The sequence below is a fragment of the Actinospineispora acaciae DSM 45401 genome, assembly GCF_000620785.1.
Lineage (GTDB): Bacteria > Actinomycetota > Actinomycetes > Mycobacteriales > Pseudonocardiaceae > Pseudonocardia > Pseudonocardia acaciae.
Window position 1 is genome coordinate 286,285 of record NZ_JIAI01000008.1, and the last position, 13,587, is coordinate 299,871.

At 73.7% G+C, this 13,587-nt stretch carries 15 protein-coding genes; 9 read left to right on the top strand and 6 right to left on the bottom strand.

The genetic code is table 11. The features are described 5' to 3' along the window. The first annotated feature begins 52 nt into the window (after positions 1–52). Positions 53–499 carry a MarR family winged helix-turn-helix transcriptional regulator gene (locus N912_RS0131545; RefSeq protein ID WP_037067527.1) on the top strand — a complete coding sequence of 149 codons (447 nt, stop codon included), beginning with the start codon at positions 53–55 and terminating at the stop codon, positions 497–499. Here the strand turns inward: N912_RS0131545 and N912_RS0131550 are convergent, their stop codons facing one another. Further along, positions 500–1,648, bottom strand: a complete 1,149-nt coding sequence (locus N912_RS0131550) for a citrate/2-methylcitrate synthase (RefSeq protein WP_245645538.1) — start codon at positions 1,646–1,648, stop codon at positions 500–502. A 161-nt stretch (positions 1,649–1,809) separates the two neighbouring features. Between N912_RS0131550 and N912_RS0131555 the strand changes: the two genes are divergently transcribed. Beyond that, the gene (locus N912_RS0131555; protein ID WP_028925536.1) at positions 1,810–2,979 is read left to right on the top strand and encodes a citrate synthase; all 1,170 of its coding nucleotides are present in this window, start codon (positions 1,810–1,812) and stop codon (positions 2,977–2,979) included. A 373-nt stretch (positions 2,980–3,352) separates the two neighbouring features. After that, the gene (locus tag N912_RS65305; protein ID WP_281176322.1) at positions 3,353–3,670 is read left to right on the top strand and encodes an NYN domain-containing protein; all 318 of its coding nucleotides are present in this window, start codon (positions 3,353–3,355) and stop codon (positions 3,668–3,670) included. Positions 3,671–3,777: 107 nt separating this feature from the next. Here the strand turns inward: N912_RS65305 and trxA are convergent, their stop codons facing one another. Then, the gene (gene trxA, locus N912_RS0131565) at positions 3,778–4,104 is read right to left on the bottom strand and encodes a thioredoxin (protein ID WP_037067533.1); all 327 of its coding nucleotides are present in this window, start codon (positions 4,102–4,104) and stop codon (positions 3,778–3,780) included. Between the two features lie 151 nt (positions 4,105–4,255). Between trxA and N912_RS64665 the strand changes: the two genes are divergently transcribed. Then, complete coding sequence (locus N912_RS64665) at positions 4,256–4,426, top strand: hypothetical protein (protein ID WP_169747993.1); 171 nt, start codon at positions 4,256–4,258, stop codon at positions 4,424–4,426. Between the two features lie 3 nt (positions 4,427–4,429). On the opposite strand, the gene N912_RS0131575 is transcribed toward N912_RS64665, so the two are convergent. The 3 genes from N912_RS0131575 to N912_RS0131585 form a co-directional block, all read right to left on the bottom strand. Next, positions 4,430–5,503, bottom strand: a complete 1,074-nt coding sequence (locus N912_RS0131575) for a 3-deoxy-7-phosphoheptulonate synthase (RefSeq protein ID WP_028925538.1) — start codon at positions 5,501–5,503, stop codon at positions 4,430–4,432. 181 nt (positions 5,504–5,684) lie between these two features. Further along, positions 5,685–6,275, bottom strand: a complete 591-nt coding sequence (locus N912_RS0131580; protein WP_051581073.1) for a TetR/AcrR family transcriptional regulator — start codon at positions 6,273–6,275, stop codon at positions 5,685–5,687. Positions 6,276–6,425: 150 nt separating this feature from the next. After that, complete coding sequence (locus N912_RS0131585; protein WP_028925540.1) at positions 6,426–7,754, bottom strand: ABC1 kinase family protein; 1,329 nt, start codon at positions 7,752–7,754, stop codon at positions 6,426–6,428. Positions 7,755–7,851: 97 nt separating this feature from the next. Between N912_RS0131585 and N912_RS0131590 the strand changes: the two genes are divergently transcribed. Continuing rightward, entirely contained in the window at positions 7,852–9,684 is a 1,833-nt protein-coding gene (locus tag N912_RS0131590; protein ID WP_037067536.1) for a S9 family peptidase, read from the top strand. Here N912_RS0131590 and N912_RS0131595 read toward each other — a convergent pair. Then, positions 9,681–10,100 carry an organic hydroperoxide resistance protein gene (locus N912_RS0131595; RefSeq protein WP_028925542.1) on the bottom strand — a complete coding sequence of 140 codons (420 nt, stop codon included), beginning with the start codon at positions 10,098–10,100 and terminating at the stop codon, positions 9,681–9,683. The two genes, N912_RS0131590 and N912_RS0131595, sit on opposite strands and share 4 nt — an antisense overlap. Before the next feature lie 174 nt (positions 10,101–10,274). Between N912_RS0131595 and N912_RS55910 the strand changes: the two genes are divergently transcribed. The 4 genes from N912_RS55910 to N912_RS0131615 all read left to right on the top strand — a co-directional run bounded on the left by N912_RS55910 (position 10,275) and on the right by N912_RS0131615 (position 13,585). Next, positions 10,275–11,333: a GNAT family N-acetyltransferase gene (locus N912_RS55910; protein ID WP_051581074.1), complete on the top strand. Its 1,059-nt coding sequence runs from the start codon at positions 10,275–10,277 to the stop codon at positions 11,331–11,333. A 100-nt stretch (positions 11,334–11,433) separates the two neighbouring features. Next, a complete protein-coding gene (locus N912_RS65310) occupies positions 11,434–12,021 on the top strand; it encodes a TetR family transcriptional regulator (protein ID WP_051581075.1) in 588 nt (195 codons plus the stop codon). Next, positions 12,018–13,211, top strand: a complete 1,194-nt coding sequence (locus N912_RS55920) for an MFS transporter (protein WP_037067539.1) — start codon at positions 12,018–12,020, stop codon at positions 13,209–13,211. The genes N912_RS65310 and N912_RS55920 overlap by 4 nt, the downstream gene beginning before the upstream one ends. Next, on the top strand, positions 13,208–13,585 hold the full coding sequence (locus N912_RS0131615) for a thiol-disulfide oxidoreductase DCC family protein (RefSeq protein ID WP_037067541.1): 378 nt from the start codon (positions 13,208–13,210) through the stop codon (positions 13,583–13,585). The genes N912_RS55920 and N912_RS0131615 overlap by 4 nt, the downstream gene beginning before the upstream one ends. The last annotated feature ends 2 nt before the right edge of the window (positions 13,586–13,587 follow it).

Genomic DNA, 13,587 nt, shown 5'->3' on the forward strand with positions numbered 1-13,587 from the left:
CGTTAGTCGGACGAACGTTTGTCACACTAACGATAGCGTCTATGCTGCCCGAATGGAGATGGCGGGCGCACCGGGACGGCTGCGCCGGCTGCCCAGTTGGTTGATCACGCAGACGGCGGTGCCGGCGGGGCGGCTGGTCGGCGAGGGGCTCGGGGCGCAGCGGGCGCGCCGGGCGCACTACTCGGTGCTGGCCGCGCTGGACGAGTTCGGGCCGGCCAGCCAGGCGGAGCTGAGCCGGCGCTGCGGCATCTACCGCAGCGACCTGGTGGCGTTGGTCAACGAGATGTGCGGGCTGGGGTGGGTGCGGCGCGCGCCCGATCACGACGATCGCAGGCGCAACGTCATCACGATCACGCGCTCGGGCGAGCATCAGCTACGACTGCTGGACGAGCTGCTCGCCGGCATCCAGGACGAGCTGCTCGCGCCGCTGTCCCCTGCCGAGCGCGAGCAGCTGGTCCGGCTGCTCACCCGGGTGCTGGAGCACCACGGCGGCGGCTGATCAGGCTTGTGGTACCGGTTGGGGAGCATCCGCGCCGGCGTACCGCGCCACCGGACGGATGATCTTGCCGCTCCGGGTCTGCTCCAGGATGTTGGCGCACCAGCCGATGACCCGGCTGACCGCGAAGGTCGGGGTGAACATCGAGCGCGGGATGCCGCACAGCTCCATCACCACGCCGGCGTAGAACTCCACGTTCACCGGCAGCGTGCGCCCCGGCTTGAGCTCGGCCAGTATCTCGATCACCCGCCGCTCCACGGTGACCGCGAAGTCGACCAGCTCGCCGCCGGGGCGGTCCGCGAGGCCGCGGGCGGTCTCGCGCAGCATCCGCGCCCTCGGGTCCTCCACCCGGTACACCGCGTGCCCGAATCCCATGATCCGGTCGCCGGCCAGCACCCGCTCGCCCACCCACCGGTCGATCCGATCCGGGCTGCCGATGGCGTCGAGCGAGTCCAGCGCGCGGTCCGGCGCGCCGCCGTGCAGCGGCCCGGAGAACGCCCCGATCGCCCCGGTCACGGCGGATGCCACGTCCGCGCCGGCCGACGCGATCACCCTGGCGGTGAACGTCGAGGCGCTGAACCCGTGGTCGGCGGTGCAGATCAGGTACCGCTCGATCGCGCTGGCCAGCACGTCGTCGGGCACCTCGCCGGTGACCATGTAGAGCCAGTTGGCGGCGCTGGACAGCTCCGCGCGCGGGGCCAAGGGCGGCTTTCCGGAGCGCAGCCGGTGCAGGGCGGCCAGGATCGTCGGGGTCACCGCGCACACCGCGAGCGTGTCCGCCATGGCCCGTTCCGGGTCGGCGTCCCACAGCGGCGGCAGGCCGCGCGCGGCGCCCCACAGCGACAACGCGGTGCGCAGGCCGGCGAGCGGGTTGAACGTCGGACCCACGCTTGCGATCGCCGGCAGCAGCGGTTCCAGCTCCTGGGGCAGCGACCGCAACGCGGCCACCTCCTCGGCGAACCGGGCACGCTCCTGCACGGACGGCAACCGCCCGTGCACGAACAGAAACCAGACGTCCTCGAACGACCGGGTCTCGGCCAGCTCGATCGCCGAGTACTCGCGGTAGTGGTAGAAGCCCTCCCGCCCGCGCACATCACCGAGCTCCGTCGTGGTGACCACCACGTCCCGCAGCCCGGCCGGCACCTCGATCACGGCATACCTCCTCGTCTTCGGTATCGGCAGCGTGCGCCGTGCCGTAAAGTCATGTCAATATTGATCCAGTCAATGTTGGCGAACGCGCTGGTAGATGGCCGTGAGTGGCTAGGGGTGCTATGGCACCCCTAGCCACTCACGGGTTCTGAGCTGGGAGAACGGTGGCTTATCTGAGTACGGGCGAGGTGGCGCGGCGGCTCGGGGTCAAGCCGGAGACGGTGTACGCGTACGTCAGCAGGGGGTTGCTGACCAGCGTGCCGCGGCGGGACGGGCGGCGGGGCAGCCTGTTCGCCGAGGACGAGGTGGCCGCGGTGGCCGAGCGCGGGCCGCATCGGCGGCGGTCCGGTGGTGACATCCACACCGAGCTGACCAGGCTGGGCGACGATGGGCTGTTCTACCGGGGCCGTGACGTCGCCGGGCTGGCCGCCACGATGACGCCGGAGGCCGTGGCGCACCTGCTCTGGACCGGTGAGGAGGGCGAGCGGTCACCGTTCCCGGCGCCGGCCGAGCGGGTGGCGCTGGCGCGGGCGGTCACCTCGGCGTTGCCGGACTCCGCGCGGCTCACCGACCGGGTACGGGTCGCGGTGGTGGCCATGGGCGCGGCGGACCCGTTGCGGTTCGACCTGTCCACCGGCGCGGTGGTGCGCACCGCGGAGCAGTTGATGGGCGTGCTCGTCGACGCGCTCGCCCCGCCGTCGGCGCTGTCGGCGCTGTCGAACGCGGCGGGCGGCGGGCTGGGGCGGCGGCTGTGGCCGGCGCTGAGCCCGTACCCCGAACCGCCCGGCCTGCTCGACGCCGCGCTGGTGCTGCTCGCCGACCACGGGCTGGCGGTGTCCACGGTGGCCGCCCGGGTCGCGGCGAGCGCGCGGGCGCACCCGTACGCGGTGGTCTCGGCCGCGCTCGGCGCGCTGGATGGGCACTATCACGGCGCGGCCAGCGGCCTGGCGTACCGGTTCCTGGCCGACGCCCGCCGCGACCCGGTCGGCGCGATGTCCGAGCGGATGCGCGCCGGGGAGGGCCTGCCCGGCTTCGGCCACCGGATCTACCGGCGCCGCGACCCCCGGGCCTCGGTGCTGCTCGCCCTGCTCCGCGAACGCCCGGAGGCCGCGCCGATCATGGCCACCGTCGACGCCGTGCTCGACAACCTGGACCCGGACCGAGGCCAGTTCCCGAATGCGGACCTGGCGCTGGCCGCGCTGATGCACGCCTACGGCATGCCCGCCGACGCCGGCGAGACGATCTTCGCGGTGGCCCGCACCGTCGGCTGGGTGGCGCACGCGATCGAGGAGTACGCCGAACCCCCGCTCCGGCTCCGCCCGCTCGCCGACTGAACGCCGAATGCCGTTTGCCCAGGTAATGTCGGGGGTCGCGGCTAGCCTGCGGTGGTGCGGACGAACGTCTACGTCGACGGGTTCAACCTGTACTACGGCTGCCTCAAGGGCACGCCGTACCGCTGGTTGGACCTCGAGGCGCTGTGCGCGCGCCTGCTGCCCAGCAACGACGTCCGCCGCGTCCGCTACTTCACCGCCCGGGTCTCCGCGCGCCCGGGCCGCCGGCACGACCCGGTGCACCAGGGCGCGTACCTGCGCGCGCTCGGCACCCTCCCGCGCGTGTCGGTGCACCTGGGCCACTTCCTGACCGCCCCGGCGCGCATGCCGCTCGCCCATCCGCCGCCCGCCCGCCCGCCCTCAGGTCGTCGAGGTACTGCGCACCGAGGAGAAGGGCTCGGACGTCAACCTCGCCACCCACCTGCTGGCCGACGCGTTCCGGGACGACGCCGACGCGTTCGTGATCGTCAGCAACGACAGCGACCTGACCGAGCCGATGCGCATCGTCCGCCACGAGCTGGGCAAGGTGGTCGGGATCCTCAACCCGCACCCGGCCCGCAAGCGCAGCCACGCCCTGCTCAGCTGCAAGCCGAACTTCTTCAAGCAGATCCGCCCGGGGGTGCTCGCGGCCAGCCAGTTCCCGCCCACCCTGACCGACGCGGTCGGCACCATCCGCAAACCGAGGGGCTGGTAAAGCACCGGTAAAGCAAAGGCCCCGCCGGAGCGGGGCCTCGCACCCAGCAGCCGAAGCTCCTGGGGGGATGACCACAGGCTACTACAGGACGAACCCGAGCCGCACGTCTACGCGGACACGCCGAGCGCGGCGTCCAGCTCCGCCGTCAGCCGGGCCTTGGGCCGTGCGCCGATCCCGGCCCACACCGGCTCGCCGTCGCGGAACAGCATCAGCGTCGGCACCGACATCACCCGGTAGTCGCGCATGGTCACCGGGTTCTCGTCGGTGTTGAGCTTGCGGATGGTGAGCGAGTCGGAGCGTTCCTCGGCGATCTCGGCCAGCACCGGTGCCACCATCCGGCACGGGCCGCACCAGGGCGCCCAGAACTCGACCAGCACCGGCTTGTCGTGCCGGAGCACATCCCGTTCGAACGTGGCATCGCTGACGTTTTCCATGCGTTCGACGCTAAACATGACCCTCAGGGGCAACGCAAGCTCGCCGGCCGTCGTGTCGACAGACACGTCTGGGTGGTTGGTGATCCATCACACCCCGGCCGGGCGGACAATCAAGATCGTCCGCCCGGCCGGTCAACGAGGAAGGTCAGCCATGCTCGCCACCATCGCCGCTGTGCTGTTCCTGATCGCCCTGATCTTCGAGCTCGTCGGTATCTCCATCAGCGTGCTCACCGCAAACGTGCTGGTCACCGCCGGGCTGCTGTGCCTGGCGCTGTCCCTGGCCGGCGTCGGCGGCAGGGCTCCCAGGTCGCTGCGCCGCTGACACTCAGCGCCGGGCGTCGACCGCCGTCGCCAGCCGTTCGAGCAGCGCGGACGTGGTCGTCCAGTCCATGCAGGCGTCGGTGATGCTCTGCCCGTGACAGAGCTCGCCGGCCCGGCCGAGGGTGAGGTCCTGGCGGCCGGCGACGAGGAAGCTCTCCAGCATCAGGCCCATGATCCCGGGCTCGCCGGCGCCGATCCGGTCGGCCAGCTCGGCGACCACCTCGGCCTGGCGCAGGTGGTTCTTGCCGCTGTTGCCGTGGCTGGCGTCCACGATCACCCTCGGCGGCAGGCCGGCGGAGTCCAGCCGGCGCAGCGCGTCGGCCACGTCGGCCGCCGAGAAGTTCGGCCCCGCCGCGCCGCCGCGCAGGATGACGTGGCAGTCCGGGTTGCCGGTGGTGCTGATCAGCGCGGCCAGGCCGTCGGCGTTGATCCCGGGGAAGACGTGCTCGGCGGCCGCCGCGCGCACCCCGTCCACCGCGACCTGCACGTCGCCCTCGGTGGAGTTCTTGATCCCGACCGGCATGGACAGCGCGCTGCACAGCTGCCGGTGCACCTGGCTGGCCGCCGTGCGCGCCCCGATCGCGCCCCAGGACACGGTGTCGGCCAGGAACTGCGGGATGATCGGGTCCAGGAACTCGCACCCCACCGGCAGCCCGAGCCCGGACACCTCCAACAGCAGCCCGCGAGCCAGCCGCAGCCCCTTGTTGACCGCGTAGCTGCCGTCCAGGTCCGGGTCGTTGATCAGGCCCTTCCAGCCCAGCGTCGTCCTCGGCTTCTCGAAGTAGGCCCGCATCACGATCCGCAGCTGCCCGGAGAACCGCTCGGCGTCGGCGGCCAGCAGCGAGGCGTACTCCAGCGCGGCCGCCGGGTCGTGGATCGAGCACGGGCCGACCACGACCAGCAGGCGGTCGTCGGCGCCGTGCACGATGTCGGTGATCTCGGCGCGGGCGCGCTGGACGCAGCCGGCGACGTGCGGATCCATCGGATGTTCCTGGCGCAGCAGCGCCGGCGAGATCAGCGGGCTGATGCCCTTGGTATGTCTACCGTCCAGCGCGACGGCATCGGTCGTGACGGTCATGATGGTGGGCGTCCTCTCTACGAGCCGCCCCCGGAAGATGCGCCGAGCCGGCTCGTCAACGATCCGGCTCGGGGTGGGTGTCAGCGCGTGCGGCCGCTGGCGGGCCCACCCGGGGCCGGCCGGCTAAACCAGAAATAACGCCGCACGTGCACGAGTCTACCGTGATCATCTGACCGGCCGGTCACCGGCCGGGGAGCAGCCGGTCAAGCTGGGCTCGCAGGGCGCGCACGGCGGTGGCCCGCTCGATGCGGCCGAGCAGCACGTGCGCGGTCAGCCCGTCCAGCATCGCGATCAGCGCGGTGGCCTCCAGGCCCGGGTCGATGCCGGCCACGCCCGCGTCGCGCAGCGCGTTGGCGATGGCCGCCTCCCCCGGCCGGTACTGCTCGCGCAGCTCCTCCGCGAGCTCGGGCACCACCACCGCCCTGGCCAGGAACGCCAGCCAGATCATGCCCTCGTCGTGGTGGACCGGACCGGCGGTGATCAGCTCGACGGAGAGCTCCTCGACGAACTCACGCGGGTCCGGCGCCGGGCCGAGCGCCGCCAACCGCCCCCGGATCCGGCTGGCCACCAGCTCCACCACCCTGCGCATGGCGCATCGCAACAGGTGGTCCTTGCTGCCGAACCGGCGCTGCACCATGCCCACCGAGCGCCCCGCCTCGGCCGCCACCGTGCGGATGCTGACCGCGTGCAGCCCGTCCCTGGCGGTGATCCGCAGCACCGCGTCGGCGATCGCCTGGGAGTCACGGTCGGTCAGCGCGCCGTCTTCGTCCACGCCTCATTTTCCGTTGCGCCCGTCCGCCGGCCCTCAGTACCTGTTCGATACAAATGTATCGCCGCACATCGCCGGTCTGGACGCCGGGGGCTGACAAAATCCGCGACTCACCCTGCCGAAATCCCCGACTCGCGGGGCGGGGTACGGCGTTCAGGCGTCCGCGAACCCCGGGACCCAGTGGGTGACGATCTCGCGGGAGCGGACCGTGCAGTCGATCTGGGACAGGATGTTCATCCAGCCGGCCACGACGCGCAGCAGCATCAGGTACTGCGGCGGCAGGCTCATGGCCCGGCCGGTGCGGAAGTCCGCGCCCGCGAAGTCGATCACCCGGCCGCCCTCGGCCTGCATGAACGCGCGGTGGTAGTGGAACTCGTCCTCGCGCACCGGGTTGCCCAGGCCGCCGATGTAGTGCAGCACGTCCTCGGGGGTGACGCGGTCGGCCATGCCCACGAACCCCTCGGCGTGCAGCAGCTCGAGCAGCTCCTCGCCGCGCTGGTCGGCGGCCAGCCGCAGCAGCCGGCCCAGCGGGCGGGGGATGCCGTCCGGGAGCCGCGACACCGCGCCGAAGTCGAGCACGCCGAGCCGGCCGTCGCCGAGCACCCGGTAGTTGCCGGGGTGCGGGTCGGCGTGCAGCAGGCCGACCCTGGCCGGCGAGGAGAAGCTCAGCTCGATCACCTGGCGGCCGACCCGGTCGCGGACCCGCTGTTCGGCGGCGTCGGCGGCGCGCCGGTGCACGAACTCGGACAGCGGGGTGCCCTCCAGCCACTCGGAGACGATCACCTTGGGCGCGGACGCCAGCACCCTCGGCACCCTGACCTGCTCGTCGTCGGCCAGCGCGGCGGCGAACGCGCGCTGGTGGTCGGCCTCCAGCCGGTAGTCCAGCTCCTCGGACATCCGGTCCATCAGCTCCTGGAGCAGCCCGCGCACGTCCGCCCCCGGCACGATCACCTGGATCACCCTGGCGAACCGGCGAAGCTGGCGCAGGTCGGACATCAGCGCCTGGTCGGCGCCGGGGTACTGCACCTTGACGGCCACCTCGCGGCCGTCGTGCCAGACCGCCCGGTGCACCTGGCCGATGCTCGCGGCGAACGGGCGCTCGTCGTCGAACTCGGCGAACCGCTCGGGCCAGCGCCGGCCGAGCTGCTCGGCCAGCACCCGGTGCACCTCGGACGCGGGCATCGCGGGGGCGTTGGACTGCAGCTTGGTGAGCGCGCGCTGGTACGGCTCGGCCAGCTCGGAGGGGATCATGGCCTCGTAGACGGACAGCGCCTGGCCGAGCTTCATCGCGCCGCCCTTGAGCTCGCCGAGCACGGCGAAGAGCTGGTCGGCGTTGCGGTTGGCCAGCTCGGCGGCGACCTCGGCGCGGTCGGCGCCGGTCAGCCTGCGCGCCCAGCCGGCGGCGGTGCGGCCGGCGAATCCGACGGGGAGCGAGCCCAGCCGGGCGGTGCGCTGCATGGTGCCCCGGGGCGGCTCCGTCATGCTCACAATCTAATCTACCGCCGGTAACCCGCCTACCTACTTCCAGCCGGTACGCCCGTTATGTTTGGAGTGACCCGCGTGCGGCAGGATCGGGCGGGTGGTTGACCATCCGTTGGCGGACGTTCCGGACCGCCTCTTCGACGACCCCGAGTCGGAACGCCGCTGGCGGGCCCGGTTCACCGCGCCGAGGGTGTCGCTGCCGGAGTGGGCGCACGACGCCCCGGACCGGTGCGTGTACGAGTCGAACGCGAGCGGCACCTGGGAGATCTACGCCTGGGACCGGGCCAGCGGCGAGCACCGTCAGGTCACCGACCGGCGCGGCGGGACGCACACCGCGAGCATCGCCCCGGACGGCGAGCGGCTGTGGTGGTTCGCGGACACGGACGGTGATGAGTACGGACGGTGGGTGAGCGAGCCGTTCCACGGGGGCGGCGGGAGCGCGCGCGACGCCGTGGCGCCTCCGGACGGGGAACCGGACGCGCTGACCGGCTACTCCGCCGGGCTGGCGATCGGCCACCGGGTGGTCGCGTTGGGCACCGCCACCGACGACGGCAGCCGGATCTGGCTGTCCCGGGACGGCAAGCCGGCCGAGCTGGTCTACGAGCACGCCGAGGACGCCGGGGTGGGCGCGCTGTCCCACGACGAGACGCTGCTGGCGATCTCGCACTCCGAGCACGGCGACTCGCGGCACCCGGCGCTGCGGGTGCTGTCGACCGAGACCGGCGACGTGGCCGGGGAGCTGGCGGACGGGCCGGGGCGCGGGCTGATGCCGCTGGAGTTCCCCGAGCTGGCCGGGGACACCCGGCTGCTGGTCGGGCACGAGCGGCGGGGCCGCGACGAGCTGCTCATCTGGGACGTGGCGACCGGCGAGCAGACCGAGCTGGACATCGACCTGCCCGGCGACCTGGTCGGCGGCTTCTACCCGGACGGCACCGCGCTGCTGGTCGTGCACACCCACGCCGCCCGCGCCACGCTGCACCGCTACGAGCTGGCCAGCGGCACGCTGACCGCGCTGGACACCGCGCCCGGCTGCGTCGGCTCGGCCGCCGTGCGCCCGGACGGCGCGGTGGAGTACGGCTGCTCGTCGGCGGCCACCCCGCCCTCGGTGCGCGCGCTGCACCCGGACGGCACCGACCGCGAGCTGTTCGTGCCGCCCGGCGAGCGCGCGCCCAGCTCGGTGCCGGTCACCGACGCCTGGGTCGGGGAGATCCACGCGCTGGTCTCCGTGCCCCCCGACGAGGCCCGGCCGCTGCCCGCCGCGTTCATCCTGCACGGCGGACCGCACGCGGCCGACGAGGACAGGTTCTCCGGCGTGCGGGCCGCCTGGGTGGACGCCGGGTTCGCCGTCATCGAGGTCAACTACCGCGGCTCCACCGGGTACGGCAGCCACTGGCGGGACGCGATCGAGGGCAACCCCGGCCACACCGAGCTCGCGGACGTGGCCGCCGTGCACGACTGGGCCGTCCGCACCGGCCTGGCCGACCCGGCGCGCTGCGTGGTGGACGGCTGGTCCTGGGGCGGCTACCTGGCGCTGCTCGCGCTGGGCACCCAGCCCGAGCGCTGGGCCGCCGGCATCGCCGGGCTGCCGGTGGCCGACTACCTCACCGCGTACGCCGACGAGATGGAGCAGTTGCGCGCGTTCGACAGGGCGCTGTTCGGCGGCTCGCCCGCGCAGCTGCCCGAGCTCTACCGCGCCGCCTCACCGCTCACCTACGTCGACAAGGTCCGCGCGCCGGTCCTGGTCCTCGCCGGCGAGAACGACCCCCGCTGCCCGATCCGCCAGGTGGACAACTACCTCGACGCCCTGGCCGCGCGCGGCGACCTGCCCTACCGGGTGCTGCGCTTCGACGCCGGCCACGGCTCGCTCGTGGTCGACGAGTCCATCCGCCACACTGCCGTGGAGATCGCCTTCGCCCGCGAGCGGACCTAGACCTTGGCGACCAGGGTGACGTCCACGTTGCCCCGGGTGGCCTTGGAGTACGGGCACACCTGGTGCGCCTTCGCCACCAGGTCGTCGGCGGTCGCCTGGTCCAGCCCCGGCACCGTGGCGGTGATCGTCACCGCGATCGCGAAGCTGGTCTCGTCCGGTCCGATGCCGACGTCCGCGCCCACCGTCGCGCCGTCCGGGATGGTGACCTTCTCGTTGCGGCCGACCAGCCGCAGCGCCCCGTGGAAGCACGACGCGTAGGCCGCCGCGAACAACTGCTCGGGGTTCGTCGCCCCGCCGGGGCCGCCGAGCGCGGGCGGCAGCTTCAGCTCGAGGTCGATGAAGCCGTCGTCGGAACGGACGGCGCCATCCCGGCCGCCGCCCGAGGAGACGGCATGCGCGGTGTACTTCACGTCCATCTCGGTGTCCTTCCTTCGTCGGATCCGCGCCCGATCGGGTAGCTCTGATTCCCACTCACGGACCCTTGCCTGCAGCCGAACCTTCCATATCGTCTAAGTCACAGCATCCCGTAGCGCACTGTTATCACCCTGGAAATAACCGGTGGAGATCATGGTGTGCCGAGGAGGCACGACGTGGGACTCTTTCGACTGCACGTACAGATCGAGGACCGGCCGGGGCGGCTGGCGGAGCTGGCGGCGGCGGTGGCCGGCGCGGGCTGCAACATCGTCTCGCTGACCGTGCTCGGCGAGCGCGGCCCGGACGGCTCGGTGACCGACGAGCTGCTGGTCGACGCCGCCGACCAGGCGACGGCCACGTCGCTCGCGGACCAGATCCGGGCCGCCGGGATGGGCTGCACCCTGGCGGTGCGGGCCGACGCGGACGAGCTGCGCGACCCGGTGACCACCGCGCTCGCGCTGGCCCGCAGGGTGGCCGGCGACCCGGACGCGGCGCCGCGCGCGATGGCCAGCCTGCTGCACGCCACGCTGCAGGACACGCCGCCGCTGGACGCGGACGCGCACGCGCACCAGATGCGGGTCTTCGGCCAGGACGTCAGGCTGTGCCGGGGGTGGCCGTTCACCGCGACCGAGGTGTCGCGGGCCGCCGTGCTGGTCGAGCTGGCGGAGCTGTGCGCGGCGGCCTCGGACCGGCCCGACCCCGCCGACGAACCGGGCAGCCTGGGCCTGGTGCTGCTCGGCAACGGCTCGGAGGTGGAGCTGCGGGTGGCCACCCTGTCCGACGGGCCGCTGGTGGCCGCGTTGCATGCCCGCTGCACGCCGAGCACCCGGCACGGCCGGTTCCTCAACCCCAGCCCGGCGCTGTCCTCGGACGAGCTGGCCGAGCTGCTGGTCGGCGCCTCCGGTGACGGGGTCGCGCTGCTCGCGCTGACCCCGGACGGCGGGCACGCGGTCGGGCTGGCCACCCTGGACCCGGACGGTGCCGGCGGCGCCGCGCTCGGGGTGCTCGTCGAGGACGCCTGGCAGGCGCGCGGGGTGGGCACCGCGCTGGTCCGCCGGGCCGTCGAGCTGGCCACCGAGTCCGGCTGGTCCGAGCTGTCCGCGTTCGCGCACCCCGGCAACCTGCGCATCACCCGCCTGCTGCGCCGCTCCGGCCTGCGCCCGACCGCCCGCCTGGTCGACGGCCTCCTCGAGGTCCACGTCGCCCTCCCGCAACACGCGGTGACGTCGCCCTGACCAACCCGTGAGTGGTTAGCGGTGCCATAGCACCTCTAACCACTCACGGGCTCTGACCAGGCTTGACGCCGTTACATACGTTCGTGTATGTATGTAAACCGTGCGACGGACCGCCGAGGAGACCGCAGCCACCCGGGCGGCGGTGTTGGATGCGGCGTTGTTCGTGTTCGCCGAGCGCGGGTATGCCTCGGCCACGCTCGCCGATGTGGCCGGCCGGGCGGGGGTGACCAGGGGCGCGGTGTATCACCACTTCGCGGACAAGTCGGCGCTGCTCGCGGCCGTGCTCGGCGAGCCGTGGGACGCGGTGGCCGGACCGGCGTGGGCGGAGCTGGACGGGCCGGGGGTGCGGGGGCTGCCGTTGCGCGAGCGGTTGCCGGCGTTCGCCGCCGCCTGGCTGGGCGCGCTGCGCGAGGACGCCCGGTTCCAGGCGCTGATGGCGGTCGGCATGGACGCGGGCGGCCGCGATCCGGCGCCGGGGGCGAAGGCGCACGCGCTCGTCGAATGGCGGGACCGGCTGGCTACGACGTTTCGGGCGGCCCGCGCGGAGCTTGCCGACGGGGTGACGCCGGAGGCGGCCGCCGCGCACCTGCTGGCCTGGCTGTGCGGCACCGCGATGCTGGCCGGCGCGGATCCGTCACTCATCGGCCCGGCCAGCGCGACCGCCGCGTTCCGGGGGTTGCTGAGATGAGCCAGGGCATCAAGCCGGCCGCGGCGGTGGCCGTCGCGTGCATCGCGCTGTTCGCGGACATGCTGGTGTACGGGCTGGCCATCCCGGTGCTGCCGCTGCTGCCCGCCGTGGTCGCGGCCGGCCCGACGGCCACCGGCGCGATGTTCGCCGGCTACCCGGCCGCCGTCCTGCTGGTCACGCCGATCGGCGGCCGGCTGGTCGACAGGTACGGCCCGCGCCGGCCGCTGCTGATCGGGATGGTCGGGCTGGCCGCCACCACCGTGCTGTTCGCGGCCGGCGAGCCGTACTGGCTGCTGGTGCTGGCCCGGGTGCTGCAGGGCGTGGCGGGCGGGATGTCCTGGGTGGCCGGGCTGGCGCTGATCGCGGCGGCCACCCCGATGGCGACGCGGGGCCGGTCGATGGGGCTGGCGATGAGCATGGTGTCGCTGGGCGTGCTGGCCGGTCCGCCGCTGGCCGGCCTGCTGGTCGAGCGGTTCAACACCACCGCGCCGTTCCTGCTCGCCGCCGGGCTCGCGCTGGCCAACGGGGTGGCCCAGGTGCTGCTGGTGCGCGGGCACACCCCGGTGACCACCGACGACCCGGCCGGACCGCTGGACGTGCTGCGGGTCAGGGGGTCGTGGTCGGTGGTCGGCGCGGTGGTCGTCGGTGCCGGCGCCATCGCGGCCGTCGAGCCCGTGCTGCCGCTGCACCTCACCGAGCGGTTCGGCATGAGCGCGCTGGACCTCGGGTTGGTGTTCGCGGCGGCCGTGTTGGCGGGTGCGGTGGTGAACCCGCTGGTCGGCGGCCTGGTCGGGCGGCGCGACGCCCGGGTGCTTGTCGGCGTCGGGGTGGCCGGCACGGTGCTGGCGCTGGTCGGGCTCGCGCTGGCCGGGCAGGCCTGGCAGGTGTGGACGGCCATGGCGGTGCTCGGCGCGGCGACCGCCTGCGTGCTCGCGCCGGCCACCACTCTGATCGGCTTCCAGGGCGCCGCGCTCGACCCGCCCGCGCTCGGCGGCGGGTACGCGCTGTTCAACCTGGCCTACGCCGCCGGGCTGATGCTCGGCCCGCTGCTCGCCGGCGCCGGTACCGATCTTGTCGGACTGGCGTCGGCGCTGGTCGGGCTGGCCGCGCTGGCCGCCGTGCTCGGCACCGCCGGGATCGCCGGGCTGCCCACCGGGCGCGGCGGGCCGCGCGAGAGACTTGACGCATGACCCCGCTGCTGGTGTTCGACGGCGAGTGCGGCTTCTGTACCCGCACCCTGGGCTGGCTGCGCCTGGCGGACCGCCACCGAGTGATCGAGACCGCGCCCTACCAGCGCCCCGGCGTGCCGGAGCTGGTCGGCGCGAGCCGGGAGCAGTGCGCCGCCGCCGTGCAGTGGCGCGACGCCGACGGCACCAGGGCCGAGGGCGCCGCCGCGATCAGCGCCGCGCTGTCGGTGGCCCTGGACTCGACCTGGCCCCAGCGGCTCTACCAGCGCACCTCGCGCGCGCAGGGCAAGCTCTACGGCTGGGTCTCGGAGAACCGGCACCGGCTGCCCGGCGTCACCCCGTGGTGCACCCGCTACCCGCACGACTGCGGGGCCTGAAC

Coding starts and splice junctions, on each gene's coding strand:
- N912_RS0131545 (WP_037067527.1), top strand. CDS start 53: ATGGAGATGGCGGGCGCACCGGGACGGCTGCGCCGGCTGCCCAGTTGG.
- trxA (WP_037067533.1), bottom strand. CDS start 4,104: ATGGAAAACGTCAGCGATGCCACGTTCGAACGGGATGTGCTCCGGCAC.
- N912_RS64665 (WP_169747993.1), top strand. CDS start 4,256: ATGCTCGCCACCATCGCCGCTGTGCTGTTCCTGATCGCCCTGATCTTC.
- N912_RS0131575 (WP_028925538.1), bottom strand. CDS start 5,503: ATGACCGTCACGACCGATGCCGTCGCGCTGGACGGTAGACATACCAAG.
- N912_RS0131585 (WP_028925540.1), bottom strand. CDS start 7,754: ATGACGGAGCCGCCCCGGGGCACCATGCAGCGCACCGCCCGGCTGGGC.
- N912_RS0131595 (WP_028925542.1), bottom strand. CDS start 10,100: ATGGACGTGAAGTACACCGCGCATGCCGTCTCCTCGGGCGGCGGCCGG.
- N912_RS55920 (WP_037067539.1), top strand. CDS start 12,018: ATGAGCCAGGGCATCAAGCCGGCCGCGGCGGTGGCCGTCGCGTGCATC.
- N912_RS0131615 (WP_037067541.1), top strand. CDS start 13,208: ATGACCCCGCTGCTGGTGTTCGACGGCGAGTGCGGCTTCTGTACCCGC.